This is a genomic window from Streptomyces sp. NPDC058373, from assembly GCF_042723275.1.
Classification (GTDB): domain Bacteria; phylum Actinomycetota; class Actinomycetes; order Streptomycetales; family Streptomycetaceae; genus Streptomyces.
Map to the genome: position 1 here is coordinate 175,988 of NZ_JBHXJE010000004.1, position 26,578 is coordinate 202,565.

The following is a 26,578-nucleotide window of genomic DNA, read 5'->3' on the forward strand; positions in this document are numbered from 1 at the left end:
CCGCACATCCGCACACCCCACCCACGCGCAACGGCACGTCCGGCATGCGCCGACGGCCTCCCCGTACCCCCGGGGCGCACGTCCCGCCGCAGGCACGCACCGGCCGCCCCCGAGGCGAGCGCACCCCCGAGCCCCCACCGGAGACCACCATGTCCACGACCGACCCGGAGACGACGACACCGAGCTGGCAATGGCCCGAGACCACGTGGCGCCGGCACGTCGAAGCGGTCCGCGCCGGGCGCCCGCTGCGCCCCGAGCGCTGGCCGGACGGCGCGCGGGTCGCGGTCGCCCTGTCCTTCGACTCCGACCACGAGACCATCCCCCTGCGCGACGGGCAGACCACTCCCGGACTGCTCGCCCAGGGCGAGTACGGGGCCCGGGTCGGGGCGCCGCGCGTCCTGGAGCTGCTCGCCCGCTTCGGCGTGCCGGCGACGTTCTTCATGCCGGCCGTCTCCGCGCTGCTCCACCCCGAGGAGGCCCGCGCGTACACCCGCGACGGCCACGAGATCGCCGTCCACGGCTGGATCCACGAGCGCAACACCCTGCTCGGCGCCGAGGACGAGAAGGAACTGGTGGGACGGGCCCTCAAGACCCTCACCGACCTCACGGGGCAGCGCCCGACCGGAATCCGCACGCCGTCCTGGGACTTCTCGGACTCGACCCTGGAGACCATCCTCGACCTCGGCTTCGCCTACGACTCCTCGCTGATGGCGGACGACGAGCCGTACGAGATCCTGGCCGAGGGCCGCCCCACCGGGCTGGTCGAGATCCCGGTCGACTGGATCCGCGACGACGCGCCGTACTTCACCATGGACCGCTACGGCGCCGTCCGCCCCCACAGCCGCCCCCGCGACGTGCTGGAGATATGGACCGACGAGTTCGACGCCGCCTACCGCTCCGGCGGCGTCTTCCAGCTCACCCTGCACCCGCACGTGATCGGCCACCGTTCACGGCTGACCGTGCTGCGCGAACTGCTGGACCACATCAGCGCGCACACCGGCGTCTGGTACGCCACCCACGCGGACCTGGCCCGGGCCGTCCGGACCGCCGCCTCCGCCCCTGACAACCCGGAGCAGCCCTCATGAGCACCGAGTCCCGCACGGCTCCGGCCGCGCACCCCGCGCACAAGCTGAACGGCAAGCAGCGCAAGGCCATCGTCGCCGGCACCATCGGCAACACCGTGGAGTGGGTCGACTGGGCCCTCTACTCCATCTTCGCCAAGATCATCGCCGACGAGTTCTTCCCCTCGGGCAACGGCGCGGTCGCCCTGCTGTCCACCCTGGCCGTCTTCGCCGTCGGCTTCGTCATGCGGCCCGTCGGCGCGGCCGTGCTCGGCGTCTACGCCGACCGCCGCGGGCGGAAGAAGGGCATGACCCTGACGGTCGGGCTGATGGCCGGCGCCGCGTTCGTCATCGCCCTGACCCCGAGCTACGACACGATCGGCGTCCTCGCCCCCTTGGTGCTGCTGGTGGCCCGGCTGGTCCAGGGGTTCTCGGCGGGCGGCGAGTTCGGCTCCTCCTCGGCCTTCCTGGTCGAGTCCGCCGCCACCGGCCGCCGTGCCTTCGCCGGGTCGTGGCAGCAGGTGTCCGTCGCCGGAGGCGTGCTGATCGCCTCCCTGCTGGGCACCCTCACCACCTCCCTCCTCAGCGACGACGCCCTGCACGCCTGGGGCTGGCGCGCCGCCTTCGTCATCGGCGGACTGCTCGGGCTGGTCGGCCTGTGGCTGCGGGTGTCGGTGGAGGACACCGACTCCTTCACCGAGGCACAGGGAGCGGGCCGTACGCGCTCCAACCCGCTCAAGGCGATGTTCGTCGAGCACCCCGGCGCCGCGCTGCGGGTCGCGGGCATCACCGTCGCGGGCACGCTGACGTACTACATCTGGGTCAACTACCTCCCGACGTACGCCAACCTCACCACCGGCATCCCGCTGAGCAGCGCCCTGCTCTCCCAGACGCTCTGCCTGATCGTCTTCGTCGTCCTGCTGCCCTTCGTCGGCCTGCTCTCCGACAGGCTCGGGCGCAAGCCGACCATGGCCGCCTTCGCGGGCGGGTTCGCGTTGCTGGCCTGGCCCCTGCTGCACCTGCTGGACAACAGCTTCCTCAGCCTGTTCCTGGTGCAGCTGACCGGGATGCTGCTGATCCTCGGCTACTCCGCCAACTGCGCGGTGATCATGGCCGAGCAGTTCCCCGCGGAGATCCGGGCCACCGGGATCGCCCTGCCGTACGCGCTGGCCGTCGCCCTCTTCGGCGGCACCGCGCCGTACCTCACCACCTGGATGCACGAGAGCGGCCACAGCGACCTCCTGTGGCTGTACGTCTCCGCGGCGTCGCTGATCTCCTTCCTCGTCTACGTGACGATGCCGGAGACCAAGAACAAGGAGTTCCACTGATGCGCCACGTCCTGATCACGGGCGCGGCCGGAGGCATCGGCCGGGCGATCGCCGCGGAGTTCGCCGCGCAAGGCGCCGTCCTCACCCTCGCCGACCGCGACCACACCGCCCTGGACCGCCAGGTCGCACGGCTGGCCGAGACCGCCTCCGCCGCCGGAGCGCTCACCGCCGACCTGGCCGCCCCTGAGGCGCCGGCGGAGCTCGTCCGGCGGGCCTGGGCGGCGCGGGGACCGGTCGACGTCCTGGTCAACGCCGCCGGGGTCTACCCGTCCCTCGACATGGCCGACGTGGACGCCGCGGCGTGGGACCGCCTCTTCGCCGTCAACCTGCGGGCGCCCGTACTGGCCACCGCCGCCTTCGCCCACCTGGCCGTCGAGCACGGCCGGGGCGGCGCGGTGGTCAACATCTCGTCCGGCTCGGCGCTGCGGGCCCGCCCCGGCGGCGGCCCCTACGCCAGCTCCAAGGCCGCGCTGGAGATGGCCACCCGGGCAGCCGCCCTCGAACTGGGCGCCCACGGCATCCGGGTCAACGCGGTCAGCCCCGGATTCGTCCCGGTCGACAGCGCCTGCAACCCGGTCTCCGAGGAGTACGCCGCCGCGATCGGCGCCAACCCCCTCGGCAGGGCCGGGACCCCCGAGGACGTCGCCCGCGCGGTCCGCTGGATCGCGGGAGGGGACGCCTCCTGGATCACCGGCGAGATCCTGCGGGTCGACGGGGGATCCAGCACCGGCGCCCTCCAGCTGCCCCGGATCTGGCCGCCGGCGGCCACCGGGCCGACCGACGGCACCCACCCGCCCCACGACGCCGTACCCGCGCCTGCCCAGGCCACGAAAGGACATCCCGCATGAGCAGCGACAGCTACACCGTGGTCGGCGCCGGGGCCATCGGCGGCACCCTCGCCTTCAGCCTGGCCCGGGCCGGCCACCGGGTCCGCCTCGTCGACACGGACGCGGCGCACGTCGCGGCCATCCGTGCGCGAGGGCTCACCGTCGCCCGGGGCGAGCACCGCGAGAGCGTACCCGTCGAGGCGGTGACCCCCGACGCGTACGACGGCCCCGTCCACCGCGTGCTGCTCGCGGTCAAGGCGCAGGCCACCGGCGCCGCCCTCGACTGGATCGCGCCGCGGCTCGCCCCGGACGGCTGGGTCGTCTCCCTGCAGAACGGCTTCAACGAGGAGCTGATCGCGGAGCGGGTCGGGCCGGACCGCACCGTCGCCGCCTTCGTCAACATCTTCGCCGACGTCGTCGAGCCCGGGGTGATCCTCGACGGGGGCGCCGGGGCCCTGGTGGTCGGCGAGCGCCACGGCGCCGCCGTCTCCGACCGCGTCGGCTCCCTCGTCGCCGACCTGCGCAGCTGGGGGCCGGCCGTGGCCAGTGACAACGTCGAGGGATACCTGTGGGCCAAGGCGGGATTCGGCGCCATGCTGGCCGCCACCGCCCTGGCCGACGCCCCCATGGCCGAGCTGATCGACCGCCACCCGCCGACGATGGACGCGGTGGCCGCGGAGGTCTTCGACGTGGCCGGCGCCCTCGGGGTCGCCCTGGAGGCTTTCGACGCCTTCGAACCCGCGGCGTTCCGCCGAGGCGCCGACCCCGCCGCCCGCCGCGCCGCCACCGCGCGGCTCACCGCCTGGCTCCGCACCCAGGCCAAGGACCGCAGCGGAATCTGGCGCGACCTGGCGGTACGCCGCCGTCCGGTCGAGGTGACCACGCACTACGCCGAGGTCTTCGCCCAGGCCGAGCGGCACGGCCTGGCCACCCCGGTCCTGCACGCCGTCATCGACGGTCTGCGGGAACTGGAGCGCGATCCCGGCCTGATGGCGGAGGCACGGCTGGACGCCCTGGACCGGCTGGCGGCGGACACGGGCCCGGCCGCCCCGACGGCGCCGGGCGCCACCGGCGGCCCCGGGGAGGAGCGGGCGGCCGCGGTGCGGACATGGCTGGCGGCCCACCGCGAGGAGATGGTCTCCGACCTGGCCGCCTACACCTCCGTGGAGAGCTCCAGCACCGACCTGGAAGCGCTCGACACCTGCCTGGCCTGGCTGCGCGACTGGCTCGACGGGGCGCTCGGCGCCCCCGAGGCCGAAGAGATACAGGAACGCGAGGAGACCGGCGACATCCTGATCCGCCGCTACCCCGGCACCGGCGGCCGCCCGCTCCTGCTGCTCGGCCACTACGACACGGTCTGGCCCACCGGCACCCTGGACCAGTGGCCCTTCCGGCGTGACGGCGACCGGATCACCGGCCCCGGCGTCTTCGACATGAAGGCGGGACTGGTGCAGGCGGTGTGGGCCCTGAAGGCGCTGGACGCGCTCGGACTGCCCCGCCCGGCGTGCACCCTCATGCTCAACGGCGACGAGGAGACCGGCAGCCTCGCCTCCAGCGAGGCGATCGTCGCCGAGGCCCGCGACAGCCGCGCCGCCCTGGTCTTCGAGGCCGCGGCCGACGGCGCCGTCAAGACGGCCCGCAAGGGGGTCGGCCTCTTCACCCTCACCGTCACCGGCCAGGAGGCGCACGCGGGTCTCGACCCGGAGGCCGGGGCCAGCGCTGTCGAGGAACTGGCCCACCAGATCCTGCGCCTGGCCGACCTGCGCGACCGGGAGGCGGGCACCTCGCTCAACGTCGGCGTGGTCGAGGGCGGCACCCGTAGCAACGTCACCGCCGGACAGGCGGTCGCCCGGCTCGACGTCCGGGTCGCCACCGGCGCCGAACAGGAGCGGATCGGCGCGGCGCTGACCGCGCTGCGGCCCGTGGACGCGCGCACCTCCGTCGAGGTGTCCGGCGGCTGGAACCGCCCGGTCTTCGAACGCACCGCCCAGGTGGCCGAGTTGGCCGAGCTGGCCCGCGGGTGTGCGGCCTCGCTCGGCTGGGAGCTGCGGGAGACGGCGGTGGGCGGCGCCAGCGACGGCAACTTCGTCGTGGCGGCCGGTGTCCCCGTGCTGGACGGCATCGGCGCGGTCGGCTCCGGGGCCCACGCCCGCACCGAGAACACCACGGTCAGCGGGATGGTGGAGCGCGCGGCGCTGACCGCGGCGGTCCTCGCCACCCTGGCCGAGGGCTGAGCCGCTGACGGACGCCCGGCCCCTGCCTGGTCACCCGGTCCCGGCTTGCTCCGGCAGCAGGGCCAGCACCGCGACGACGGCCCGATGGTCCGTCCCGGGCACCGTCTGCTCGCCGACGGTGACGCCGGCCAGGCCGGGGCCGTGCAGGACATGGTCCAACTGGATCAGCGGCGGGAGAAGGGCATGACCCACGGGCCAGGTGGGGGCCCCTCCTCGGCCCAGTTCGGCATGGGTGTCCGTCAGTCCGGCCGCGAGCAGCCGGCGCATCGGGGCGTGGTCGAGGGAGGCGTTGAAGTCGCCCAGGAACACGGTGTCCGGGCCGCCGCGCTCCGCCAGGAAGGTGAGGGCGCTCATGTCCCGCGTCCACCGCTCCGCGTCCCCGAGCGGGTAATAGGTGTGCACGGCCACGAACCGGACCCCACGTCCGCCGACGACGACTTCGGCGGTGGTCTGGGGCCAGGCGGTGTCGACCCGCGTCGTACCGGAGCGGGACAGCGGGTGCCGTGAGTAGAGCGAGGAGTCGTCCTCGGGATGGAGCGCCTGGTACGGCAACAGCCCGCCCAGCCCCGCCCTGTCCAGGGCCTCCACCCCTCGGGGCGGCAACTGCTCCACGGCCAGTACGTCGATCCGCTCGGCCCGGACCAGCTCCACCAGCGCGCGGGGATCGGCCCCGCCGCCGTCGGCGTTGACGGTGGCGACGCGCAACTCGACGGCCCCCGCCGGGACGGCCTCGCCCCCCGGCACGAACCGCGGTGCCAGCACCGCCACATGGACGACCGCCAGAGTCCCGGCGACGGCCACCGACCAGCGGGACCGCAGAGCGGGGACGGCGACCACCACGCCCAGCACCAGCACCACGAGGACCGCGGCGTAGGGAAAGAGGACGACGGGCACCGCCAACGGCGTCCCCGCGTCGAGCCCCGCCAGCCGGACACCGAGCAGGGCGGCGGGCGCGGCGAGCGCGAGACCGCACCCCGCCCGCCCCCAGGCCCGTCCGCGTCGCCCGGCCGCCCGTCCCCGGCCTGCTCGGGGCGGAGCGGCAGCGGCGGTCTTCGTCATGCGTCCCCGTCCCGGTGCCGCGTCCGCGGCCCAGTCGTGATCCCGGCTGTCCGGTACCGGGACGCCCGGGCGAGCGCCCATGGTTCCGGCGTCCGCGTGCGTGTGGCGGCGGGGTGGGCGACCCGGGTCTGCGCCGGGTGGCCCCTTGCCCCTGAGGTGGCAGTCGTGGAAATCGTCCGACGGTGCGAGGAAAGGAGATTCCCCGGTGACGTCGAACGGAAATCCGGGACGGCGTGACATCCGGAGTGAATATCCTCTGATCGGGGAATTCTCCTGCCCGCCGCTTCACCGTTCCGTCACGGCGATCGCTCACATGTCTGAAAAGGTTGCCGTGATGCTGGACCGGTTGCGGCACCCGCTGGAGCTGCGGAAAGATGAGGGCGATCTCTGGAAAGCTCCTCCACCAAGGGGATCACGCTCATCGGGAAGGGTACGAGTCAGGAATTCCGCGGGCCGTGATATCCGGCTGTTCGCCGCACGGCTCTCCGGATTTCCTCGTGCGCGGAAGAAGGCGCCCTTGTGAAGGAGGAGACGTCACGCTCCGAAAGGACTGGGCCGTGCGCCTCGCCCGTCTGCTGTCTCTCTTCACCGCTGTCCTGCTGGCCCTGGCGGGTGCCGCCGGTACGGCCACCGCGGCCCCCGCCGCCCCGTCGGCACCGGCCCCCAGGGCCGCCGCGGCCGCCAGTGGGTACGCCGCCCCGACCATGGTGCACTGCAAGCTCAACGTGCGCTCCGGGACGAAGTCCTCCTCCTCTGTCCTGCGCACGCTGTACAACCGCAACGGCAACTGCCCGGGCAGCGGCGGTCACGACTCCGTCCCCTGCTGGCTCGACAACTGCGGTGGCACCACGTCGGGCGGGAGCTACACCTGCCAGTCGGGAGGCACGTCGTACAGCAGCTGGCTGCCGGTGAAGCACAAAGGCGCGCGCGCCTGGGTCGCCATCAAGTGCGGGACGTACGTGACCCCGTGAGCCCCGCCGAGGCGGCGAGCCGGCTCGGCTTCATACGTCCATGTCGTCCTTCCGCCGGACCGGGCGGCCCGGCAGGCCCCCACCTGCCGGACCGCCCCGCGTCAGCGCGGCCTGTCAAGAGGGACCGGTCCTTCGACCACGGCCGCTCCTCGCGAGGGTCCACCCACGTCAGCCCCCCCCACACGGTCACAGCCGGCCGGGCGTGCTCGTCCCGCCGCCCGTCGACGTGGTCCCAGAAGGTGCCGTCAGGCTCGGGCCCCTGTGTGCGTCAGGCCACGGCGGCGATGGAGCGGCCCGCCCACTCCGGTGCCGGTTCGGTGAGCTCCGTGAAGCGGCGCCGGACCGCCTCCGGGAACTCGGCGGCCCGGCCCGCCTCCTGGTCGACGTGGACCGCGAGCAGCTCCGTCGTCGCCACCGGGGCCGCGTCGCGCGCCGGCTCCGACTCCGGTTCGGACACCACGTACATCTCGTGCACGAACCGCGCCTTGCGCGCCGCCGCTCCCAACACGCGTGTACGGAGGGCCAGGTGGGCTCCTTCGGGCACGTCCTGGAGGAAGCGGACGTGTGATTCGACCGTGTAGAGGGAGCAGCCCGTGGACTCGCGGTAGCCGGAGTCCAGGCCCGTCTCGATCATCAGCGCGTCCGTGGCGTGGCCGAAGACGAGGACGTAGAAGGCCTCGCTCATATGGCCGTTGTAGTCGATCCACTCCGGGCGGACCGTGCTGTGGAACAGGGGGAGCTTCGTCATCGGGCTTCCTCCTCGCGGCCCAGACGGCCGGTGGCGCGCAGCACTTCGATGACACCCTGGTCCCGTTCGGCCACCAGGTCCGCGATGGAGCGGCCCTCCGCCGCCTCGTCGCAGCCCGCCACCACGGCGTCGTACAACTCCTTGTCCAGGTCCGGCGCTTCGAGGCGCGTCCACGGCGACTTCAAGGACGGACCGAAGTGGTCCAGCATGTGCGCCATGCCACCCTCGCCGCCCGCGAGCGCGAACGTCAGCATCGGCCCCATCACCGCCCAGCGCAGCCCGGGGCCCTCGGTGATCGACAGGTCGATGTCCCGGACCGTCGCCTCGCCGTTGGCGACCATGTGCAGCGCCTCGCGCCACAGCGCCTCCTGGAGGCGGTTCGCGATGAAGCCGGGTACCTCGTTGTCCATCGTGATGACGGACTTGCCCGCGACCTCGTAGAAGCGGGAGGCCCAGGCGACCGCCGCCGCGGCGGTGCGCTCGCCGCCGACGACCTCGACGAGCGGGATGAGATAGGGCGGGTTGAACGGGTGGCCGACGACCAGGCGCGAGGGATCCGCGGCCGTGGTCTGCATGTCGGTCATCGGGTAGCCGGAAGTAGAGGAGGCGATGACGACGCCGGGCGGCGTCGCCGCGTCCAGACGGGCCAGCAGGTCGCGCTTGAGATCGAGCTTCTCTGGCGCGCTCTCCTGGACGAACTCTGCGTTGCCCACGGCCTGTTCGAGGGTGTCGGTCACGGTGAGCCGGTCGGCCGACGCGCCCTCGGCGAGGCCGAGCAAGGTGAGCGCCGGCCACGCCGCGTCGACCAGGCGGCGCAGCTTCTGCCCGGCGCCGGGCGCGGGGTCCCAGGCGGTCACGTCGTAGCCGCGCGCCAGAAAGTGGGCGACCCAGCCGCCGCCGATGACTCCGGCGCCGACGCAGGCGACGCGGCGGACGTTCTCCGGTGAGGTGATCTCCGGTGACGCCGCCTTCGGAGAGGTCGTCTCGGGCGAGGTCGTCTCGGGTGAGGTCATGAGAGGGATCCTTCGTCGTCGCGGCGGTCTACTTGCGCGGCTTGAGGCCGAGAGTGGCGCGGGCCTCGTCCGGTGTCGCGACGCGTGCGCCCATCGACTCGGTGAGGGTCACGGCCCGCTCGACGAGCTGAGCGTTGGTCGCCTTGTTGCCCTTGCCGAGGTACAGGTTGTCCTCCAGGCCCACGCGGACGTGCCCGCCGAGCAGGATCGACTGCGCGACCCACGGCATCTGCATCCGGCCGAGCGCGAAGCTCGCCCAACGCGCACCGTCCGGCAGCATGTTGACCATCGACTGGAGCACTCCAGGGTCCGCCGGCGCGCCCCACGGGACGCCCATGCACAGCTGGAAGACGGTCGGGTCGTCGAGCAGCCCCTCCGCGAGCAACTGCTTGGCGAACCAGAGCTGACCCGTGTCGAAGATCTCCAGCTCGGGCCGCACGCCCAGCTCCTGGATGCGCCGCGCGCCCGCGCGCAGCATGTCGGGCGTCGAGACGTAGAGGTTCGAGCCGTCGCCGAAGTTGAGCGAGCCGCAGTCCAGCGTGCAGATGTCGGGAAGCAGCTCCTCGACGTGCGGAAGGCGTTCCAGACCGCTGACGAGGTCGGTGCCGGGGAGGTGGGTGAGCGGGTCGTCCGGATCGATGACCAGATCGCCGCCCATGCCGGCGGTGAGGTTGATGACGACGTCGGTACCGGTCTCCTTGACGCGCTCGACGACCTCCCGGTACAGCTTCGGGTCGCGGGACGGGTCGCCGGTCTCCGGATCACGTACGTGGATGTGGACGACGGCCGCTCCGGCGGCGGCGGCCTCCACGGCGTTCCTGGCGATCTGCTCCGGGGTGATGGGGACGTGGGGGCTCTTGCGGACGGTGTCGCCGGCGCCTGTGAGTGCGCAGGTGACGATGACGTTCTCGGTCATGGGCATGCGGGGGCCTCCCGAAATCTTGCCGCTCCGGCGATGGCGGGGCAGGGGGTGGGCGTCCGTGGCCTCTGGGTCACGGAGCCAGGATCGTGTGGGTGATGTGGGTGGTCAGGGTCGCGTGCATCGTGTCCGCGGCCGTGGCGGACGACGGCCCGCTCACCGAGAGGACGTGTGTCGCCAGGCCGTCGATCAGAGCGGTCAGCGTCAGCGCCGCCGCCTGCGGATCGACCCCGGCGCGGAACACACCCTGTTCGACCCCTCGGCGTACGACGTCGGTGACGGTCTCCCGCCACTGCCGGTAGTACTCGGAGTGGAGCCGGCCCACCGCCGTCGAGCGCGCGGCCTCGGCCCACAGGTCGAGCCACACCGCCCACTGGCGGCGCTGCTGCGCGGTGCGCGGCGTCTGCAGCGAGACGAGCTGGCGCAGCTCCGCCGCCGCGTCGTCCGCCTCGGCGAGGCAGGCGGCGCGGCGTGCGGTGTCCTCGTCCATGCACCAGCGAACGGCTGCCTCCAGGAGCTCGGCACGGCCCGGGAAGTGGTAGTGGATCGCGGCGCTGCTGGTGGCGCAGGCGCGGGCGATGTCGGCGACCCGCACCGCGTGGAAGCCGTGCTCCGCGATCAGCCGGACCGTCTCGCGGACGATCTGCAGCGGTCGCCCGCCCCCGACGCCGGCGGCCGGCGCCGTTTCCCTCTCGTGGGGTCGGGTGCCGAGCAGCCAGCCCGCGTCGACCCGGCCCTCGTCCGCGATCCGCGCCAGCTCCGCGACCGTGAAGCGGCGGGCGCCGCTCAGCGAACGTGAGAGCTTCGACGGATCCATGACGACACGGCGCGCGAACTCGCGCTGGCTGACGCCCGCGTCCGCGATGACCTCGCGGACGCGGGCGGCGGCGTCGGCGGGCGGTGCGCTGGCGAGGACGTCGTCGGTTTCCACAGGCAAGACCGTAGGTGCATGTTGCGGAAAACTCAACATCAATGGAGAAGAAGGTACTGGTAAAAAGCCTGATTGAGGCCCTGACTGATGTGTCAGTCAGAAGCGCAACGTCCAGCTACCCCGAAGTCGGCCTGCTGACAGCGTTCGATGGGCGGCTCGGGCGGCGAGCGAGATGAGGCAGGCGTCGGCCTGGACAGTCCCCTGCTTCGCCTGGCTGGTTCGGCAGCGTCCCAGAGGGCCTTGCTCCGCCTTGCTCCGCCTTGCTCCGCAGGCCATTGCCGGCCCGTGACCCGCTGTCGGAGAGCGCGGTGGGGGAAAGCCGTCGCGGCAGTTCCCGCCGCCCGCGCTGGTCGCCGCCGTCTTGTCAGTCGAGCAGAACGCCGGGATTGAGGATGCGGCGGGGGTCCAGGGCGCCCTGGGCCGCGTGCAGCGCCGGCGCGAAGGGCTCCGGGCGCTGGAGGTCGTAGCCGGGGCGGTGGTCGCGTCCGACGGCGAGGTGGTGGGTGATGGTGGCGCGGTGGCGGTGCAGGACGCCGGTCGCGGCGGCTTTGCTCTCGTCCCAGACCTCGGCCTCGTCGCCGGGCCGGCCGGCGACGGCCACGGTGAAGTAGGGGGCGGCGCCGTCGGGGTGGACGCGGGTGAGGCGGCAGTTGACGGTGGCCGGGTGGCCTGTGCCCTTCGAGGCGGCGGCGCCGACCTCGCGGCGGACGGCGTCGATCAGGGCAGGAGTCGTGTCCCAGGTGGCGGCGGTCTCGAAGGTCTCGACGACGGTCCCCGTGCGAGCCAGACCGTCGCGCAGGTAGGGCATGCGCAGGTGATTCCCCCGGCTGTGTGAGATTTGGTGAGACGTGAGAGGGTCTGGGGCGTGAGTGAGACACCGTCGAACACCCTTCAATACCGCTTTGACGGGCCGGAGGACGCCCCGGTCCTGGTCCTGGGTCCCTCACTGGGTACCACATGGCACATGTGGGACCGGCAGGTGCCCGAACTGGCCCGTACCTGGCGGGTGTTCCGGTTCGACCTGCCCGGGCACGGCGGGGCGCCGGCCCATCCGGCCGGCTCCGTCGCCGATCTGGCCGACCGGGTGCTGGCCGCGCTGGACGGCGCAGGGGTCCAGCGGTTCGGGTTCGCCGGGTGTGCGCTCGGCGGGGCCGTCGGGGCGGAGCTGGCGCTGCGCCATCCCGGACGGGTCGCCTCGCTGGCGCTCATCGCCGCCTCGCCGCGGTTCGGCACCGCGGACGAGTTCCGCCAGCGCGGTGTGGTGGTCCGCTCGCACGGTCTGGACCCGATGGCGCGGGCGGCGCCGGAGCGGTGGTTCACGCCCGGGTTCGCCGGGGCGCAGCCCGCCATCACGGAGTGGGCGGTGCAGATGGTGCGCACCACCGACCCCGGCTGCTACATCGCCGCCTGCGAGGCGCTGGCCGCCTTCGACATCCGCCCCGAACTGGGCAGGATCGGCGTGCCGACCCTCGTCCTGGTCGGCTCCGAGGACCAGGTCACCGGGCCCGCCGAGGCGCGCACCCTGGTCGCCGGGATACCCGACGCACGCCTCGCGGTGGTCCCCGGCGCCTCGCATCTCGCACCGGTCGAGCAGCCCGCCGCCGTCACCGACCTGCTGGTACGGCACTTCTCCGCGCCCTGGAGCTCCGCCCCGGAGACGGCCGGGCAGAACCTGCCGCCGGTCCCCGCGCCGGTGCCCCTGCCGCCGCAGCCCACCGGGCCGGTCGCCGAGATCGCCCCCTGGACCGACCCGGACGCCGCCGTACGGCCCGACCCCTACGAGTCCGGCATCAAGGTGCGGCGCGAGGTGCTGGGCGACGCCCACGTCGATCGTGAACTGGCCGAGGCCGACGCCTTCTCGGGCGAGTTCCAGGACTTCCTCACCCGGTACGCGTGGGGCGAGATCTGGAGCAGGCCCGGGCTGGACCGCCGTACCCGCTCCTGCGTCGCGCTGACCGCGTTGATCGCCTCCGGGCACACGGCCGAACTGCCCGCACAGGTACGGGCGGCCCTGCGCAACGGCCTCACCGTGGTGGAGCTGCGGGAGGTTCTGCTCCAGGCCGCCGTCTACTGCGGGGTCCCGGCGGCCGAGGAGGCGTTCCGTGTGGCTCGCGCGGTGGTCGCGGAGGAGACGACGCCGCAGGAGTAAGGGGGGCGGGTCGGCCCGGGCGCGTGCAGGGGCCGCCCCCGTACGGCCCCTGCACGCGCCCGCGCGTCACAGGCCCCCGCGCCGCACACCCCCGCACCAGACGGCCCGGACCCGTGTCGTCGCCGTGATGTCGGCCAGCGGGTCGCCGTCGACCAGGACCAGGTCGGCCCGCAGGACCGGGGCCACGGCGCCGCGAGCGGGACGTGCGTGACCGCGTCGGCCCCCGCCCGCCGGGACGGCGCGAAGGCCGTCCTGCCCCACAAGGAGATCCTGCTCGGCTTCCCGCGGGCCGCCGTCGACCGCGGCGAGGCGGGCCCCGGGGCACTCGGCCCCGTACGGCCGCGACCGCGCCCCGCCTGGTCATCGCGGCCCAACATGGAGCACGGCACCGTCTCGCGGGCCGAGGTGGAGGCACTCGTGGACGAGGTGCTGATGCCGCTCTTCACGGCCGGGGCGGCGCCGGGGAACGCCCGCTGAGCCCCGACCTGGGCGGCTGATCCGGCGTGGAGGGGGGCGGGGGAGTGGCGGCCGCGCCAGGGGGGAGCACGATGGAACCATGAGGTTCATCAAGAAGCGCCATTCCTGCGTCCGCCTCGAGAAGGAGTCGGGCACGCTCGTCATCGACCCGGGCAACTTCACCGAGCCCGACGCCGCCCTCGGCGCGGACGCCCTGCTGGTCACCCACGAGCACCCCGACCACTTCGACGAGGGCCACCTGCGCGCCGCCCTGGAGGCCAACCCGGCCGCCCAGCTCTGGACGCTCGCCTCGGTGGCGGAGACCATGGCGGCGGCCTTCCCCGGCCGGGTCCACACCGTCGGCCACGGCGACACCTTCACAGCCGCCGGGTTCGACGTCGAGGTCCACGGCGAGCTGCACGCCGTCATCCACCCGGACATCCCGCGCATCACCAACGTCGGCTACCTGGTCGACGGCGAGGTCTTCCACCCCGGGGACGCGCTGACCGTCCCCGAGCGGCCCGTCGAGACCCTGCTGCTGCCGGTGATGGCCCCCTGGAACAAGCTCTCCGAGGTGGTCGACTACGTCCGCGAGGTCCGCCCCACCCGCGCCTACGACATCCACGACGCCCTCCTCACCGACCTCGCCCTGCCGGTCTACGGGCGGCAGATCGGCGCGCTGGCCGGCACCGACCACCACCACCTCGGCCCCGGCACGTTCACCGAGGTCTGAGGGCGATGTCGGCGGGGTCGGTTAGGTTGTCAGGCATGCGCATCGCCACCTGGAACGTCAATTCGATCACCGCGCGCCTCCCGAGGCTGCTGGCCTGGCTCGAGAGCAGCGGCACGGACGTGCTGTGCATCCAGGAGACCAAGACCACCGAGGAGGCCTTCCCCGCCGACGCCCTCGCCGATCTCGGCTACGAGAGCGCGGTCCGCTCCACCGGCCGGTGGAGCGGCGTGGCCATCGTCTCCCGGGTGGGCCTGGCCGACGTGGTCGGCGGCCTGCCCGGCGGCCCCGACTACGACGGCGTGGAGGAGCCCCGGGCGATCTCCGCGACCTGCGGCCCGGTCCGCCTCTGGTCGGTCTACGTGCCGAACGGCCGCGAGGTCGGCCACCCGCACTTCGCCTACAAGCTCCAATGGCTCAAGGCCCTGCGGGACGCCGTCGCAGACGACGCGGCGGGGACGCGCCCCTTCGCCGTCCTCGGCGACTACAACATCGCCCCCCAGGACTCCGACGTCTGGGACCCCACCGCCTTCATCGGCGCCACCCACGTCACCCCCGAGGAGCGCGAGGCCCTCGCCGCCCTGCGCGCCACGGGGCTGAGCGACGTGGTCCCGCGCCCCCTCAAGTACGACCAGCCCTTCACCTACTGGGACTACCGCCAGCTCGGCTTCCCCAAGAACCGCGGCATGCGCATCGACCTCGTCTACGGCAACGCCCCGTTCGCCGGCGCCGTCTCCGACGCCTATGTGGACCGTGAGGAGCGCAAGGGCAAGGGCGCCTCCGACCACGCCCCGGTCGTCGTGGACCTCACCGTCTGAGGCTCACCCCCGCGGGCGCCCGTCGAGGACGGTCAGGTCGACGGCGTCGGCCAGCGCCTGCAGCCCCGCCTCGCTCGGGTGCAGGTGGTCGCCGCTGTCGTAGGCGGACAGCATCCGCGCCGGGCGGTCGGGGTCGCGCAGGACCCGGTCGAAGTCGAGCACCGCGTCGAAGGACCCGCGGTCGGCGCGGAGCGCCCGGTTGACCTCGGTCCGCTCGGCGTCGACGGCGGCGGTGCACCGTGACTCGCCCTCGCACGGCGCGAGGGTCGCCACCACGACCCGTACGCCCCGGGACCGGGCCCGGTCGGCCAGCTCCCGCAGGCCCGTCACCACCTCGTCGGCGCTCGCGCCCCAGCGCACGTCGTTTATGCCCTCGAAGAGGACCACGGTCCGCGCGGAGGTCTGGGCCAGCAGGTCCCGGTCCAGGCGGTTGAGGGCGCTGACGCCGCCGGTGTCGTTGGAGACGCCGTCGCCCGGGTAGCGGTCGCTGAGGACGCGGTTGGCGGAGATCCCCTGGTTGAGCACGCCGTAGCGCGGCACCCGGTCCTGCTCGCGCAGCCGCCGGGCGAGCGCGTCGGTCCATCGCTTGTTGCTGCCCTCCGGGGTGCCGACCCCCTCGGTGATGGAGTCCCCGAGCACCACCACGGAGCCGGGCCCGCCGCTCACGTCGACGCCGGTGAGCAGCGGCCAGGTGGCGACCGTCCCGGTGTACGCGGCGCCGTCGGCGTCGGCGGCGTGGTCGCCCCGGGTGCTCAGGTACGACGTCTGCACCGCCTTGTCGTGCAGCGGCACGGACGGCACCGAACCCGGCAGGTGGAGGCTGACCAGCAGGTCCTCGCCCTCCTCCACGGTGAAGTCGAGCGGGTCGCTGACCGCCTCCGCCCCGGCCGGCAGCACGGTGGGGCCCTGCCCACCGAAGGTCAGCGGCACCGGCTCGGACCGGGGCGCGGCGCCCTCCGCGCGGACCGCCACGGTGGCGCTGCCGACGTGGACCGGTGCCGCCGCGAAGGTGTTGGAGAACCGGACCCGCACCGTCGGCCCGGCCTTGGTCGGGTGGACGACCAGCCGCAGCGTCTGGTCGCGCCACGGGCCGACCTCCGGCAGACCCGCCGTCGACGCCGACCAGCTCCCCGTCCAGCCCTCCGCCGCCGGGCGGACCCGGAGGTCGAAGACGTGCAGGGACCGGCCCAGCCCCCGTACGTGCGGCAGCCGTACCGACTCCACGGTGCGGCGAGCGTCCAGGGGCACGGTGACCACGTACAGCCGGGGGCGGTCCTCGACAGCGCCCTCGCGGGTGTTGAGGTACGGCAGGGTGAGGGCCTTGGTGGCGAGCGGGCCGGTGCGCCAGTCGGGGGCGGTCAGCCGGTAGCGGCTGTGGCCGCCGTCGCGGTAGTGCACGGTGCCGATGCCGGTCGCCTCCCCGCCCGTCCCGGCGACGAGGAAGGTGAGCGCGTCGCCGCGGCCCTCCACCGCCACCCGCTGGCCGTCGGCGCGCACGTTGTCCGGTCTGCCGGGTCTGGAGACCGGCCAGTCGAGCCGGGTGCCCTCCACCGTGGGGCGGGCGCCGATCCGCCACCCGGCGGCGCGCAGCGCGGCGGCCGGCAGCGAGCGGCCCTGCCCGTCGAAGTCGGCGGCGCCCGGCCGGCCGTCCTCGCTGACCGCCCGGTTGTCGTACAGCTCGCGCAGCGGCCGCGGCTCCCGCTCCTCGGCCGCGCCCGCCGAGGTCAGCGAGGCGGCGCTGGTGACCAGGGCCAGGACGAGGGCGGGCCCCCACAGTTGTCGGCGCACACGCGCCCCCTTCTTCGGTCGTCGGTCGTCCAGGGGGTGTCCGGCGGCCCGGACGCCCGTACGTCGCGAGGACCGCCGCCGACTCGATGGTGCCGGTCGGCGGCGCCGGTCCCGTGGTGCGGGAGGTGTTCGGTGCGTCGGGCCGGGGCACGGCGCGACCCGGCGGGTGGAAGAAGGTCCGTGCCACGGTAGGAAGCGCCGTCAGAAGGCGTCAACGGCGCCCCGGGTGACGGGGCGTGAACAAGCGCCGAACAGGCCATGTCCGTCTTCCGGCCGCGCGCCTGTGGCCCCCGGACGCCCGGCGGTGCCACGCTGGATGCCATGCACATCCCCTTCCTGGACAAGTGGCGCGAGCGGCAGAGCGGACCGGGGCGCGGGGCCGCCACCGTCTTCGAGGATCACCCGGACGCCGCCGCCGAGCTCTTCGCCGAGTGCGAGCTGCTGCGCTCGCACGCGTACCTGGCCGGGCTGGAGCTGGACGACACCCCGGCCTCGCTGACCGCCCTGGACCAGTTGCTGCCGCGCTGGCGCGACGACCCCGAGGTGCTGCCCTGGCTCGGCAACGACGCCGGGCTCTATCTGGGCACCGTCGTGGTGCGGACCGTGCCCGGTGCGCGCTGGCACGTCTGGCCCGGCGGGCGCGTCGTGGTCCGGCTGCCCTCCGGCCGCGAACTGCACGTCGTCGAGGCGGGCGTCGAATGGGCGGTGCACGGCGCGCCCGAGCTCTCCCAGATGTACGCGGAGTTCTCCGAGGGCTGACCGCCCTGCCCCCGGCCGGTGGCCCGGGCGAGCCCGTCCGGCAGGCCCGGCGCGGCCCGCGGCACCCGCCGCCGGCGGTCCGAGGATGGGCAAATACGGTTAATCCCGCCCTGTGCGTGTCGTTTGTCCGGCCCTGAGGGGCGCTGGATAGTTTGCGCGGACCGACACCGCTGGAAGTGGGTAGAGCTGGGCATGGCTGTCGATCCGTTGATCGAGTTGCACGACGTGAACAAGTACTACGGCGACCTGCACGTCCTGAAGGACATCAACCTCACCGTCGGCCGGGGAGAGGTCGTCGTCGTCATCGGCCCCTCCGGGTCGGGAAAGTCCACCCTCTGCCGCACCGTCAACCGGCTGGAGACCATCCAGTCCGGCACCATCAAGCTCGACGGGCAGCCGCTGCCGGAGGAGGGGAAGGCGCTCGCCGGGCTCCGCGCCGAGGTCGGCATGGTCTTCCAGGCGTTCAACCTCTTCGCGCACAAGACGGTGCTCCAGAACGTCTCGCTGGCCCAGATGAAGGTCCGCTCCCGCAAACGGCCCGACGCCGACCGGCGCTCGCGCGAACTCCTGGAGCGGGTCGGCCTCTCCGACCATGCCGACAAGCTCCCCGCGCAGCTCTCCGGCGGCCAGCAGCAGCGCGTGGCGATCGCCCGGGCCCTCGCCATGGACCCCAAGGCGCTCCTCTTCGACGAGCCCACCTCCGCGCTCGACCCCGAGATGATCACCGAAGTGCTGGAAGTGATGCAGCAGTTGGCCCGGGAGGGGATGACCATGGTGGTCGTCACCCACGAGATGGGGTTCGCCCGCTCCGCCGCCAACCGGGTCGTCTTCATGGACGGTGGACGCATCGTCGAGGACCGCACCCCCGAGGACTTCTTCAGCAACCCGGAGAGCGCCCGGGCCAAGGACTTCCTCTCCAAGATCCTCAAGCACTGAGGGGGTGACGCCGCGATGAACCCGAACCTGACCCACCGCCACGCTCCGGCCCGAGAGGCCGCCTCCCGCCGCCCCCTTCCCCGCCCCGGCCGCGCCACCCGCCTGCTGGCCCTGACGCTCCTCGTCGTCCTCGCCCTGGTGGCCGCCTGCGGCAAGGAGGGCAGCCCGCCGGTGAAGGGCCCCCGCGCCGACCAGCTCCCCGACTACCGCGTGGACACCGGCTTCAGCCTCCCCGAGTCGCCGACCTGGCGGCGTGCCGAGTCCCGGGGCACCCTCGTCGTCGGCGCCAAGGAGGACCAGCCGTACCTGGGGGAGAAGGACCCCGCGGGCGGCGGCTACACCGGCTTCGACATCGAGATCGCCAAGATGGTCGGCGCGTACCTCGGCTTCCCCGAGAACCGGATCCGCTTCACCACCATCGCCTCCGCCAACCGCGAGACGGCCCTCCAGAACGGCCAGATCGACTACTACGTGGGCACCTACACCATCAACGACAACCGCAAGCGCCTCGTCGGGTTCGCCGGCCCCTACTACGTCGCCGGGCAGGGCCTGCTGGTCCGCAGCGACGAGGAGGACATCAAGGGCCCCCAGGACCTCGACGGCAAGCGCGTCTGCTCCGCCGCCGGCTCCACGCCGTACCAGCGGATGCAGGAGGAGTACCCGAAGGCCGTGCTCGTCTCCTATGACACCTACTCGATCTGCGTGGACAACCTGCTGACCTACCAGGTCGACGCGGTCACCACCGACGACGCCATCCTCCTCGGTTACGCCGCCAAGGTCCCCGACGAGCTGAAGGTCGTCGGCAAGCCCTTCTCCGAGGAGCCGTACGGCATCGGCGTGCTGCGCGCCGACAACGCGCTGCGCCTCGCCGTCGACGACGCCCTGGAGGACGGCGAGCGCAACGGCTACTGGAAGGCGGCGTACGACGCGACGCTCGGCCTCTCCGGCGTCCCCGCGCCCTCCCCGCCCGCCATCGACCGCTACTCGGCCGGCTGAGGAGGGGAGACGCCATGAACGTCCTGACCGACAACTTCTCCACCTACGGCAAAGGGTTCCTCGGCACCGTCGAACTCACCGTCTACGCCTCGCTGCTGGCGCTCGCCCTCGGCTTCCTGATGGCCTCCTTCCGGGTGGCGCCGATCGGCTCGCTGCGCCTCTTCGGCACGGCCTGGGTGACGGTGCTCCGCAACACGCCGCTCACCCTGCTGTTCTTCGCCGTCCTGCTCGGCCTGCCGCGGTTCGGCCTCGCCCTGTCCTTCCAGCTCTTCGCCGTGCTGGCGCTGGGCTGCTACACCTCGGCGTTCATCTGCGAGGCGCTCCGCTCGGGCATCAACACCGTGCCGCGCGGCCAGGGCGAGGCCGCCCGCAGCCTCGGCATGAGCTTCGGCCAGACCCTCTCCACGGTGGTGCTGCCGCAGGCCTTCCGGTCGGTGATCGCGCCGGTCGGCTCGACCCTGATCGCCCTCGCCAAGAACTCCGCCATCGCCGGGGCCTTCAGCGTCACCGAACTCCTCGGCACCTACCGCACCCTCAGCGAGCTCGGCTACAACATCATCTGGACCTTCGTCTGGATCGCGCTCGGCTACCTCATCATCACCCTCACCATCAGCGCCCTTTTCAACCTCATGGAGAAGCGCTGGGGAGTCGCCCGATGACCGCCAAGTACGAGCAGGAACCCTCGGCCCTCTACGACATCCCCGGCCCCAAGGCCCGCAAGCGCCACCGGCTCTACGGGATCCTCTCCGCCCTGGTGATCCTCGTGATCATCGGCTGGGTGCTGTATCTGCTCTTCGACACCGACCAGTTCACCACCGCCAAGTGGCGCCCCTTCGCCTACACCGGCATCCAGGAGCTGCTGCTGCGCGGCCTGGGCAACACCCTCAAGGCGTTCGCGTACGCCTCGGTGCTCTCCCTCGTCCTCGGCGGCGTCCTCGCCGTGGGGCGGCTCTCCGAACACCGGCCGGTGCGCTGGGTGGCGACGGTGATCGTGGAGTTCTTCCGCGCCATGCCGGTGCTGGTGATGATCTTCTTCGTCTTCGTGGCGCTGCAGGTCCAGGCGCTGCCCGCGCTGGTGACCGGCCTGACCCTCTACAACGGCTCGGTCCTCGCCGAGGTCTTCCGCTCCGGCGTCAACTCCGTCGACAAGGGCCAGCGCGAGGCCGCCTACGCGCTCGGCATGCGCAAGACCCAGGTCATGGTCCACGTCCTCGCCCCGCAGGCGCTGCGCGCCATGCTGCCCGCCATCATCAGCCAGTTGGTGGTGGCGCTGAAGGACACCTCGCTGGGCTACCTCATCACCTACGAGGAGTTCCTCCACGCCGGAAAACTCATCGCCTCCAACCTCGACTACGATTTGCCCTTCATCCCCGTGGTGATGGTGATCTCACCGATCTACATCGGGATGTGCATGCTGCTCTCGTGGTTCGCCCAGTGGGTGTCCCGCAGGCAGCGCCGCAATCCGAAGGCCGAGGCGGCCGCCGTCACCCGGGCCGAGCCGGGAGGGCTGCTGCCGGGCGACCGGTAGCGGGCCGACCCGGGGCGCACCGCCCCTGGCCCGCCCGGCAGCAGCCGGAGATCACTTCTCGCGGACCGGGACCGACACGTGACCCGGGTCGTCCGCAGGCGAGGAGAAGGTCAGCTGCGCGCCGGACGGGTTGTGCTCGATGTACAGCGGGTCGACGGTGTCGACGACGACGGCGAGCCGGTGACCGGCCGGGACGTCGTAGGCCGTGGAGAACAACTCCAGGTCCACGGCGAACGGCCGGCCCGGCTCGCGGTCGTGGAAGGTGTACGGGGCGTGCGTGACCAGCTTGCCGACGCCCAGCGGCCCCACGTCGTACAGGTACGCCACGAAGGTGCCGCTGCTCTTCGTCGGCGTCACCGTGGTGTGCAGCTCGGGCGTGCCGCGGACGGCCGCCCCGGTGGCGTACCGCTCGGACTGCCAGACGGCCGCGTACCGGCGGGGGAGCAGTGGCATCGACGCCATCGGGGGCGTCCGGATCAACTGGTCGAGGGCGTTGGTCAGGAAGATGAGCCCGCCGTTGGCGCCCGAGTCGATGTTGGCGCGGATCTCGTGCGAGCCGCCGAGCTCGATCTTGCGGCTGTCGGCGCCGACCGACTTCCAGTCCGGATAGTTCTCGTAGGCGCCGGTGGAGCGGGACTTGACGCGGACCGGCTGCTCGCGGTCGACGCCGTTGTCCTCGCCCTTGAGGTGGTGGTCGAACCAGCGGCGGGCCGAGGCCCAGGTGTCGTTGGGCAGGCCGAGCAGGCCGGTCGCCTCGGAGGTGGCGTGGTCGCCGGGGCGGAACTCCAGCCGCTTGGGGCCGGTCAGCTTCTCGTAGAAGTCGGCGTACTGGTTGGGCGGGAAGAGGCTGTCGCCCCAGGCGTTGCCGAGCATCACGGCGGTGCCGTTGGCGTTGAGCGCGTCGAGGTGGGTGACGGGGGAGCGCTTCTTCCCCCAGTCGATCATCTCCTGCTCCTTGTCGAGCTTGGAGCCGATGAAGTCCCCCAGGATCCCCTTCAGTTCGGCGCTCGGGCGGCCGGTGAGCAGGCCGGAGCCGCCGAGCAGCAGGGCGGCCTGGAGGTGCTGGGTGCGGCCGCTGTAGATGGAGTCGATGAGGTCGGCCCAGCCGCTGAGCGCCGCCACCGTCTTGATCCGCGGGTCGTGCGCGGCGGCGAGGAGACTGATCCCGGCCCCGTAGGAGACTCCGGCCATGCCCACCCGCTCCGGGTCGGCGGGGGTGTTCGCGAGGGCCCAGTCGATGACGGCGGAGGCGTCGGCGACGTCCGGCGGCCCGGCCACCTCGATCTCGCCGCCGGACTGCCAGAAGCCACGGGAGTTGTAACTGACCACCACGTAGCCGGAGTCGGCGAGCTGCGTGGCCTGCGCCAGGTACTCGACCTGGGGGACGGCCCAGCTGGTGGGGAGCACGATCACCGGGTGGCGGTCGCCCTCGGCGGCCTCGGAGGGCGTCACCACGTTGGCCTTGAGGACGGTGCCGTCCTGGCTGGTGACGTCGACGAAGCGGATGCCCGCCCCCGAGGTGCCGGCCTGGGCCCGGCCGGGTGCCGCGGGGGCGGCCTGGGCGGGAGCGGACAGCGTGCCGACGGCGAGCGCCGCCGTCAGTGCGCAGGCGGCGGTGGTGGTGAGGGCGGGGCGGGGGCGTCTCATGGGGTCACTCCTCGCTGCGGGCAGGACAAGTGACCCGACGGTAAGCGGAATGACTTACCCGGGGTAACGGGCGGGTAGGTTACGCACGAGTAACGATTGCGGGTCGCCCTCTCGCGCCCTCCGGGGCGCCACCGTTTCGCCCCGCCCCGCGCTCACTCGGCCCGGGTCGAGCCTCGTGGGCGACCGGGGCAATGCGGTCAAGGTGCTCGGCGCGGGGAGGAGCCTTCCGGCGTCAGCGGCCGACCACGGGCCCTCACCGCCCGCGTGGCTCGCTGACGCGGGCCTGCCCGTACCGGAAAAGAGGGCCCTTCTCCCCAGGGGAAAAGGACCCTCGTCTGCTGGATCGGGTCGGTACGCCGACGCCGACCTGAAGGGGGCCGCGCGCGTCGCGGACCGGCCCCTGACGCGTCCTCGGGCGGTCGGGCTGGAGTTGGCCGGCTGTAAGGCCAGGTCAGCGGGACTCGCGTGTCTCCCGGGCGTTCGCCTTGCGGATCGCGTCCAGCAGTTCCGGCTTGCTCATCGATGAACGGCCGGGCACATCCAGCCGCCGGGCGAGCTCGTACAGGTGCGCCTTGCTCGCCTGCTCGTCGACCCCTTGGCCGCTACGGCCGCCCTGCTGCCGGGGCCGGGCCGACTGGGGGTCCGAGGGGCCGCGGCGGCCTCCCTGCTTGCGTTCCCAGTGGTCGCCCACCTTCTCGTACGAATGCTTCAGCGCGCCGTAGGCGACCCGATGGGACCGCTCACCCTCGCCGTACTCCTTCACCGCCGAGTCGTGCGCCTCGACCCATGTGCGCTGCGCCCCTTCGGGCGAGCGGCGCAGGGTGGACGGGAGTTCCTGACGTCCTGGCATGCCGTTCACCTCCACCAGTCCTGTGTCCGGCAAGAAGGCGTGGGCGCGGATTCGCGGTCCGCGCCGTGCTCCCGGTGCCGGATGTGCGGATGTGCGTGCCCTGTCAGCGTAAGCGGTCGGCGGGCCGCAGGCCCTTGGGCGATCGCCGACGCCCCGGGGCCAGGGAGTTTGCGCCTGGGCGCCGCCACCTCCGGCCGGCGGGGCCGCCGCGGCCCCGAACCCTTCGGTGACAGAACGGACCAGGCCTGTTTGCGGCGCGGCACCGGGTGATACGCGTACAAGCGTCATCCCCCGACCGCATCTCGTCCCCGGAGGAACCGATGACCAATTCGGTCAAGGACATGCTGGACGCGTACCCCGCCGACCCGGGCGGCGTGGACCTGGCCAAGCTCGCCCGCTGCATCGAGGAGTGCCTCGCCTGCGCCCAAGCGTGCACCGCCTGCGCGGACGCCTGTCTGGCGGAGGAGGCGGTGGGTGAGCTGACCAGGTGCATCCGTACCGACGCGGACTGCGCCGACATCTGCGCCGCCACCGCCGCCGTGCTCTCCCGCCGCACCGGCTACGACGCCGACGTCACCCGGACGTTGCTTCAGGCGTGCGCCACCGTCTGCAAAGCCTGCGGCGACGAATGCCGGAGCCACGCGGACATGCACGACCATTGCCGCGTCTGCGCGGAAGCGTGCCGCCGCTGCGAAGAGGCGTGCAACGACCTGATGTCCTCCCTGGGCTGAACGCGTCGCGCGGCGTGGTGGCCGGCGCCCCGCGGCGCGGGCTTGCGCGGGTAGCGGCTCAAGAGGCCGCAGACGCGCCGCTGCCGGCGCCCGCCGGGGCACTCGCCCCCCGGCGGAAGCCGGCCGGCGCGGCCGTGCCCGAGCCGTCCGCCGGCCCGCGGAGAGCCCCAAGGGCAACGCGAGAGGTAAGGGGCAAAAGGGTAATCTCTGCTTCGCCGTCGGCGGGCTGTGGAAGGCAAGGTGCGACACGCGCGAGGCGGCACGGCTACGTGCGGTGTCGCTCTCGCCCCATGGCAACGCCGAGGTCGCAGCTCACAGGCGACGCGGCACACAGAGAATCGAGGGATCACCGTGGCAGACCTGAGCCCGATCGACCTGCAGAAAGCCCTTCACGGCGCCAGCTATCCGGCCAGTCGCGAGGACCTGGTCTCCCTCGCCCGGGACAACGGTGCCGGGTCGGGCGTCGTCGACAAGCTCTCCTCGGTGAACGCCGACCGGTTCGAGGGGCCGGACGAGGTGCAGAAGGCCGTCTTCGACACGGAGTGAGTCCCCACGCCGCTGCCCTTCCTCGCCGCGACGCAGGAGAGGCAGCGGCTTCCGTGAGGCGGCGGGGCCGCGTCCGGTCCAGTGCTCGGCCGGTGTGGCGGTCCACTGACGATCAGCAGCACGTCGTCCGTTCGTGCGAGGCCGGGACGGGTACGCGGTGCCGCGGCAGGCGCGCTCCGCGACGCGGCCGTGAAGCCTCGTGCGGGGCGCCCCGGTCCGAAGGTAGGGATCACTGTGCGCGCGTCGGAGAACAGCCCGGTCCTGGTGGTCGACGCGGGATCGTCGAGCCTGCGCCTGACGGTGTTCGGTGAGGACGGCGCGGTCCTTGCCGAACACCGAAGCGACGCTCCGCCCGGGGAGGAAGCCTCACAGTCGCTTCGGCGTCTGCTGAGCGAAGGGCCTGCTCCGGCGGCCGTCGGTCACCGCATCGTCCACGGTGGACCGGAGCTGCGCGGCCACACCCTCGTCGACGAGGACGTCCGCGCCCGTCTGGAGCACGTGGCCGGCCTCGCGCCGTTGCACGTCCCGCCCGCTCTCACCGTCCTGGACGCGGCCCGGAAGCTGCTGCCCGACGTCCCGCACGTCGCCTGCTTCGACACCGTCTTCCACACCGGCCTGCCCGCTGCCGCGCGGGAGTACGCGGTACCCGCCACCTGGCGCGAGGAGTACGGCCTGCGGCGCTACGGCTTTCACGGGCTCTCCTACGCCTGGGCGCTGGCCCGGACCGCCGAGCTCCTCGGCCGCCGTCCCGAACAGCTCCACCTGGTGATCGCGCACCTCGGCGGCGGCTGCTCCGCCTGCGCCGTGCGGGACGGCCACAGCGTCGACACGACGATGGGCTTCACGCCGCTGGAGGGGCTGGTGATGAGCCACCGCAGCGGCAGTGTCGATCCGGGCGCCCTGACGTGGCTGCAGACCCGGCACAGTCTGTCCGCCGACGCCGTCGAGGACGCGCTGAACCATGAGTCCGGGCTGCTCGCCCTCTCCGGCACATCGGAGGACACACGCGACCTGGTCCGCAGCCGGGCGGCGGGGGACGAGCGTGCGGCACTCGCCCTGGACGTCTTCACCCACCACTGCCGTCGCGGCATCGCCGGGATGGCCGCCTCCCTGGACCGGCTCGACGCCTTGGTCTTCACCGGGGAGATCGGCGAGGACCAGCCCGAGGTGCGCGAGGAGGTGTGCGCCCGGCTGCCCGCGCTCGGCCTCACAGGTGACCTGCGGGCGCTGGTCGCCGAGCGTCCCGAGATCGTCAGTGGGCCCGGGGCGCCGGTGCCGGTCGTCGTCGTACCCACCGGAGAGGCCCAGCAGGCCGACCGTGAGACCCGGGCCCTCCTGGCCCGTCGCTGAGGCGGGGCGAGGTCGCCGAGGCCGCCGCCGGCCGACCAACCTGACCGAGGGAGCAGACGATGAACGTTCCGTCCGGACTGCGCACGGTGAGCCGGCGTGGGCCCCGGGTCAGGGAGCGGTGAGACCGCGCGCCCGGGCCGGAACGGCGTTACGCTGAGTAGCCGTAGGGCGGAACGGTCGCCTCCCGGCAGCAGTTCGGTCTT

At 73.1% G+C, this 26,578-nt stretch carries 26 protein-coding genes; 17 read left to right on the forward strand and 9 right to left on the reverse strand.

The window, feature by feature from the left end; translation table 11 throughout:
• The first annotated feature begins 149 nt into the window (after nucleotides 1-149).
• Genes ACFWMZ_RS04705 through ACFWMZ_RS04720 form a run of 4 tightly spaced genes read left to right on the forward strand, consistent with a single transcriptional unit; the run spans nucleotide 150 to nucleotide 5,450 of the window.
• On the forward strand, nucleotides 150-1,085 hold the full coding sequence (locus ACFWMZ_RS04705; protein WP_383177560.1) for a polysaccharide deacetylase: 936 nt from the start codon (nucleotides 150-152) through the stop codon (nucleotides 1,083-1,085).
• Nucleotides 1,082-2,389: an MFS transporter gene (locus tag ACFWMZ_RS04710; protein ID WP_383177558.1), complete on the forward strand. Its 1,308-nt coding sequence runs from the start codon at nucleotides 1,082-1,084 to the stop codon at nucleotides 2,387-2,389. The genes ACFWMZ_RS04705 and ACFWMZ_RS04710 overlap by 4 nt, the downstream gene beginning before the upstream one ends.
• Complete coding sequence (locus tag ACFWMZ_RS04715; RefSeq protein WP_383199505.1) at nucleotides 2,389-3,237, forward strand: SDR family NAD(P)-dependent oxidoreductase; 849 nt, start codon at nucleotides 2,389-2,391, stop codon at nucleotides 3,235-3,237. Before ACFWMZ_RS04710 ends, ACFWMZ_RS04715 begins: the two co-directional genes overlap by 1 nt.
• The gene (locus tag ACFWMZ_RS04720) at nucleotides 3,234-5,450 is read left to right on the forward strand and encodes a 2-dehydropantoate 2-reductase (RefSeq protein WP_383177552.1); all 2,217 of its coding nucleotides are present in this window, start codon (nucleotides 3,234-3,236) and stop codon (nucleotides 5,448-5,450) included. Before ACFWMZ_RS04715 ends, ACFWMZ_RS04720 begins: the two co-directional genes overlap by 4 nt.
• 30 nt (nucleotides 5,451-5,480) lie before the next feature.
• Here the strand turns inward: ACFWMZ_RS04720 and ACFWMZ_RS04725 are convergent, their stop codons facing one another.
• On the reverse strand, nucleotides 5,481-6,509 hold the full coding sequence (locus ACFWMZ_RS04725; protein WP_383199507.1) for an endonuclease/exonuclease/phosphatase family protein: 1,029 nt from the start codon (nucleotides 6,507-6,509) through the stop codon (nucleotides 5,481-5,483).
• 557 nt (nucleotides 6,510-7,066) lie between these two features.
• On the opposite strand from ACFWMZ_RS04725, the gene ACFWMZ_RS04730 reads away from it, so the two are divergent.
• Complete coding sequence (locus ACFWMZ_RS04730) at nucleotides 7,067-7,480, forward strand: hypothetical protein (RefSeq protein WP_383199509.1); 414 nt, start codon at nucleotides 7,067-7,069, stop codon at nucleotides 7,478-7,480.
• Nucleotides 7,481-7,748: 268 nt separating this feature from the next.
• Here the strand turns inward: ACFWMZ_RS04730 and ACFWMZ_RS04735 are convergent, their stop codons facing one another.
• From ACFWMZ_RS04735 to ACFWMZ_RS04755, 5 genes are all read right to left on the reverse strand, one after another.
• Nucleotides 7,749-8,228, reverse strand: coding sequence for a thioesterase family protein (locus tag ACFWMZ_RS04735; RefSeq protein WP_383199511.1), 480 nt, complete (start codon nucleotides 8,226-8,228; stop codon nucleotides 7,749-7,751).
• A complete protein-coding gene (locus ACFWMZ_RS04740; RefSeq protein ID WP_383177540.1) occupies nucleotides 8,225-9,241 on the reverse strand; it encodes a 3-hydroxyacyl-CoA dehydrogenase NAD-binding domain-containing protein in 1,017 nt (338 codons plus the stop codon). The genes ACFWMZ_RS04735 and ACFWMZ_RS04740 overlap by 4 nt, the downstream gene beginning before the upstream one ends.
• A 28-nt stretch (nucleotides 9,242-9,269) precedes the next feature.
• The gene (locus ACFWMZ_RS04745) at nucleotides 9,270-10,163 is read right to left on the reverse strand and encodes a 3-keto-5-aminohexanoate cleavage protein (RefSeq protein ID WP_383177537.1); all 894 of its coding nucleotides are present in this window, start codon (nucleotides 10,161-10,163) and stop codon (nucleotides 9,270-9,272) included.
• A gap of 70 nt (nucleotides 10,164-10,233) precedes the next feature.
• On the reverse strand, nucleotides 10,234-11,091 hold the full coding sequence (locus ACFWMZ_RS04750) for a TetR family transcriptional regulator C-terminal domain-containing protein (protein ID WP_383199513.1): 858 nt from the start codon (nucleotides 11,089-11,091) through the stop codon (nucleotides 10,234-10,236).
• Between the two features lie 364 nt (nucleotides 11,092-11,455).
• Complete coding sequence (locus tag ACFWMZ_RS04755; protein ID WP_383199515.1) at nucleotides 11,456-11,986, reverse strand: FAD-linked oxidase C-terminal domain-containing protein; 531 nt, start codon at nucleotides 11,984-11,986, stop codon at nucleotides 11,456-11,458.
• On the opposite strand from ACFWMZ_RS04755, the gene ACFWMZ_RS04760 reads away from it, so the two are divergent.
• The 4 genes from ACFWMZ_RS04760 to ACFWMZ_RS04775 all read left to right on the forward strand — a co-directional run bounded on the left by ACFWMZ_RS04760 (nucleotide 11,957) and on the right by ACFWMZ_RS04775 (nucleotide 15,244).
• Nucleotides 11,957-13,240 (forward strand): alpha/beta fold hydrolase, encoded by a 1,284-nt coding sequence (locus ACFWMZ_RS04760; RefSeq protein ID WP_383199517.1) that lies wholly within the window; start codon nucleotides 11,957-11,959, stop codon nucleotides 13,238-13,240. The genes ACFWMZ_RS04755 and ACFWMZ_RS04760 overlap by 30 nt on opposite strands.
• A 207-nt stretch (nucleotides 13,241-13,447) precedes the next feature.
• Nucleotides 13,448-13,717, forward strand: coding sequence for a hypothetical protein (locus ACFWMZ_RS04765; protein ID WP_383177526.1), 270 nt, complete (start codon nucleotides 13,448-13,450; stop codon nucleotides 13,715-13,717).
• A 79-nt stretch (nucleotides 13,718-13,796) separates the two neighbouring features.
• Entirely contained in the window at nucleotides 13,797-14,429 is a 633-nt protein-coding gene (locus ACFWMZ_RS04770) for an MBL fold metallo-hydrolase (RefSeq protein WP_383177523.1), read from the forward strand.
• Between the two features lie 35 nt (nucleotides 14,430-14,464).
• Nucleotides 14,465-15,244 carry an exodeoxyribonuclease III gene (locus ACFWMZ_RS04775; protein WP_383177520.1) on the forward strand — a complete coding sequence of 260 codons (780 nt, stop codon included), beginning with the start codon at nucleotides 14,465-14,467 and terminating at the stop codon, nucleotides 15,242-15,244.
• Between the two features lie 3 nt (nucleotides 15,245-15,247).
• Here ACFWMZ_RS04775 and ACFWMZ_RS04780 read toward each other — a convergent pair whose 3' ends face one another.
• On the reverse strand, nucleotides 15,248-17,032 hold the full coding sequence (locus tag ACFWMZ_RS04780) for an SGNH/GDSL hydrolase family protein (protein WP_383199519.1): 1,785 nt from the start codon (nucleotides 17,030-17,032) through the stop codon (nucleotides 15,248-15,250).
• Between the two features lie 321 nt (nucleotides 17,033-17,353).
• Between ACFWMZ_RS04780 and ACFWMZ_RS04785 the strand changes: the two genes are divergently transcribed.
• The 5 genes from ACFWMZ_RS04785 (at nucleotide 17,354) to ACFWMZ_RS04805 (ending at nucleotide 21,251) form a co-directional block, all read left to right on the forward strand.
• Complete coding sequence (locus tag ACFWMZ_RS04785) at nucleotides 17,354-17,791, forward strand: DUF6278 family protein (RefSeq protein ID WP_383177514.1); 438 nt, start codon at nucleotides 17,354-17,356, stop codon at nucleotides 17,789-17,791.
• Nucleotides 17,792-17,983: 192 nt separating this feature from the next.
• A complete protein-coding gene (locus tag ACFWMZ_RS04790; protein ID WP_383177511.1) occupies nucleotides 17,984-18,727 on the forward strand; it encodes an amino acid ABC transporter ATP-binding protein in 744 nt (247 codons plus the stop codon).
• 15 nt (nucleotides 18,728-18,742) lie between these two features.
• A complete protein-coding gene (locus ACFWMZ_RS04795; protein ID WP_383199521.1) occupies nucleotides 18,743-19,723 on the forward strand; it encodes a glutamate ABC transporter substrate-binding protein in 981 nt (326 codons plus the stop codon).
• A gap of 14 nt (nucleotides 19,724-19,737) precedes the next feature.
• Nucleotides 19,738-20,382: an amino acid ABC transporter permease gene (locus tag ACFWMZ_RS04800; protein WP_383177505.1), complete on the forward strand. Its 645-nt coding sequence runs from the start codon at nucleotides 19,738-19,740 to the stop codon at nucleotides 20,380-20,382.
• Nucleotides 20,379-21,251 (forward strand): amino acid ABC transporter permease, encoded by an 873-nt coding sequence (locus ACFWMZ_RS04805; protein ID WP_383177502.1) that lies wholly within the window; start codon nucleotides 20,379-20,381, stop codon nucleotides 21,249-21,251. Before ACFWMZ_RS04800 ends, ACFWMZ_RS04805 begins: the two co-directional genes overlap by 4 nt.
• A gap of 51 nt (nucleotides 21,252-21,302) precedes the next feature.
• Here ACFWMZ_RS04805 and ACFWMZ_RS04810 read toward each other — a convergent pair whose 3' ends face one another.
• Nucleotides 21,303-22,898, reverse strand: coding sequence for a CocE/NonD family hydrolase (locus tag ACFWMZ_RS04810; RefSeq protein ID WP_383177499.1), 1,596 nt, complete (start codon nucleotides 22,896-22,898; stop codon nucleotides 21,303-21,305).
• Nucleotides 22,899-23,349: 451 nt separating this feature from the next.
• Nucleotides 23,350-23,748 carry a ChaB family protein gene (locus ACFWMZ_RS04815; protein WP_383177496.1) on the reverse strand — a complete coding sequence of 133 codons (399 nt, stop codon included), beginning with the start codon at nucleotides 23,746-23,748 and terminating at the stop codon, nucleotides 23,350-23,352.
• Nucleotides 23,749-24,068: 320 nt separating this feature from the next.
• Between ACFWMZ_RS04815 and ACFWMZ_RS04820 the strand changes: the two genes are divergently transcribed.
• From ACFWMZ_RS04820 to ACFWMZ_RS04830, 3 genes are all read left to right on the forward strand, one after another.
• On the forward strand, nucleotides 24,069-24,479 hold the full coding sequence (locus ACFWMZ_RS04820; RefSeq protein ID WP_383199522.1) for a four-helix bundle copper-binding protein: 411 nt from the start codon (nucleotides 24,069-24,071) through the stop codon (nucleotides 24,477-24,479).
• Nucleotides 24,480-24,830: 351 nt separating this feature from the next.
• On the forward strand, nucleotides 24,831-25,025 hold the full coding sequence (locus ACFWMZ_RS04825; RefSeq protein WP_383177490.1) for a DUF2795 domain-containing protein: 195 nt from the start codon (nucleotides 24,831-24,833) through the stop codon (nucleotides 25,023-25,025).
• A gap of 234 nt (nucleotides 25,026-25,259) precedes the next feature.
• Nucleotides 25,260-26,375 carry an acetate/propionate family kinase gene (locus ACFWMZ_RS04830; protein ID WP_383177487.1) on the forward strand — a complete coding sequence of 372 codons (1,116 nt, stop codon included), beginning with the start codon at nucleotides 25,260-25,262 and terminating at the stop codon, nucleotides 26,373-26,375.
• The last annotated feature ends 203 nt before the right edge of the window (nucleotides 26,376-26,578 follow it).

Bases quoted from the DNA above. Each gene is read 5' to 3' on its own strand.
- ACFWMZ_RS04705 (WP_383177560.1), top strand. From the start codon at position 150: ATGTCCACGACCGACCCGGAGACGACGACACCGAGCTGGCAATGGCCC.
- ACFWMZ_RS04710 (WP_383177558.1), top strand. From the start codon at position 1,082: ATGAGCACCGAGTCCCGCACGGCTCCGGCCGCGCACCCCGCGCACAAG.
- ACFWMZ_RS04715 (WP_383199505.1), top strand. From the start codon at position 2,389: ATGCGCCACGTCCTGATCACGGGCGCGGCCGGAGGCATCGGCCGGGCG.
- ACFWMZ_RS04720 (WP_383177552.1), top strand. From the start codon at position 3,234: ATGAGCAGCGACAGCTACACCGTGGTCGGCGCCGGGGCCATCGGCGGC.
- ACFWMZ_RS04725 (WP_383199507.1), bottom strand. From the start codon at position 6,509: ATGACGAAGACCGCCGCTGCCGCTCCGCCCCGAGCAGGCCGGGGACGG.
- ACFWMZ_RS04735 (WP_383199511.1), bottom strand. From the start codon at position 8,228: ATGACGAAGCTCCCCCTGTTCCACAGCACGGTCCGCCCGGAGTGGATC.
- ACFWMZ_RS04740 (WP_383177540.1), bottom strand. From the start codon at position 9,241: ATGACCTCACCCGAGACGACCTCGCCCGAGACGACCTCTCCGAAGGCG.
- ACFWMZ_RS04745 (WP_383177537.1), bottom strand. From the start codon at position 10,163: ATGCCCATGACCGAGAACGTCATCGTCACCTGCGCACTCACAGGCGCC.
- ACFWMZ_RS04770 (WP_383177523.1), top strand. From the start codon at position 13,797: ATGAGGTTCATCAAGAAGCGCCATTCCTGCGTCCGCCTCGAGAAGGAG.
- ACFWMZ_RS04775 (WP_383177520.1), top strand. From the start codon at position 14,465: ATGCGCATCGCCACCTGGAACGTCAATTCGATCACCGCGCGCCTCCCG.
- ACFWMZ_RS04785 (WP_383177514.1), top strand. From the start codon at position 17,354: ATGCACATCCCCTTCCTGGACAAGTGGCGCGAGCGGCAGAGCGGACCG.
- ACFWMZ_RS04790 (WP_383177511.1), top strand. From the start codon at position 17,984: ATGGCTGTCGATCCGTTGATCGAGTTGCACGACGTGAACAAGTACTAC.
- ACFWMZ_RS04795 (WP_383199521.1), top strand. From the start codon at position 18,743: ATGAACCCGAACCTGACCCACCGCCACGCTCCGGCCCGAGAGGCCGCC.
- ACFWMZ_RS04800 (WP_383177505.1), top strand. From the start codon at position 19,738: ATGAACGTCCTGACCGACAACTTCTCCACCTACGGCAAAGGGTTCCTC.
- ACFWMZ_RS04805 (WP_383177502.1), top strand. From the start codon at position 20,379: ATGACCGCCAAGTACGAGCAGGAACCCTCGGCCCTCTACGACATCCCC.
- ACFWMZ_RS04810 (WP_383177499.1), bottom strand. From the start codon at position 22,898: ATGAGACGCCCCCGCCCCGCCCTCACCACCACCGCCGCCTGCGCACTG.
- ACFWMZ_RS04815 (WP_383177496.1), bottom strand. From the start codon at position 23,748: ATGCCAGGACGTCAGGAACTCCCGTCCACCCTGCGCCGCTCGCCCGAA.
- ACFWMZ_RS04820 (WP_383199522.1), top strand. From the start codon at position 24,069: ATGACCAATTCGGTCAAGGACATGCTGGACGCGTACCCCGCCGACCCG.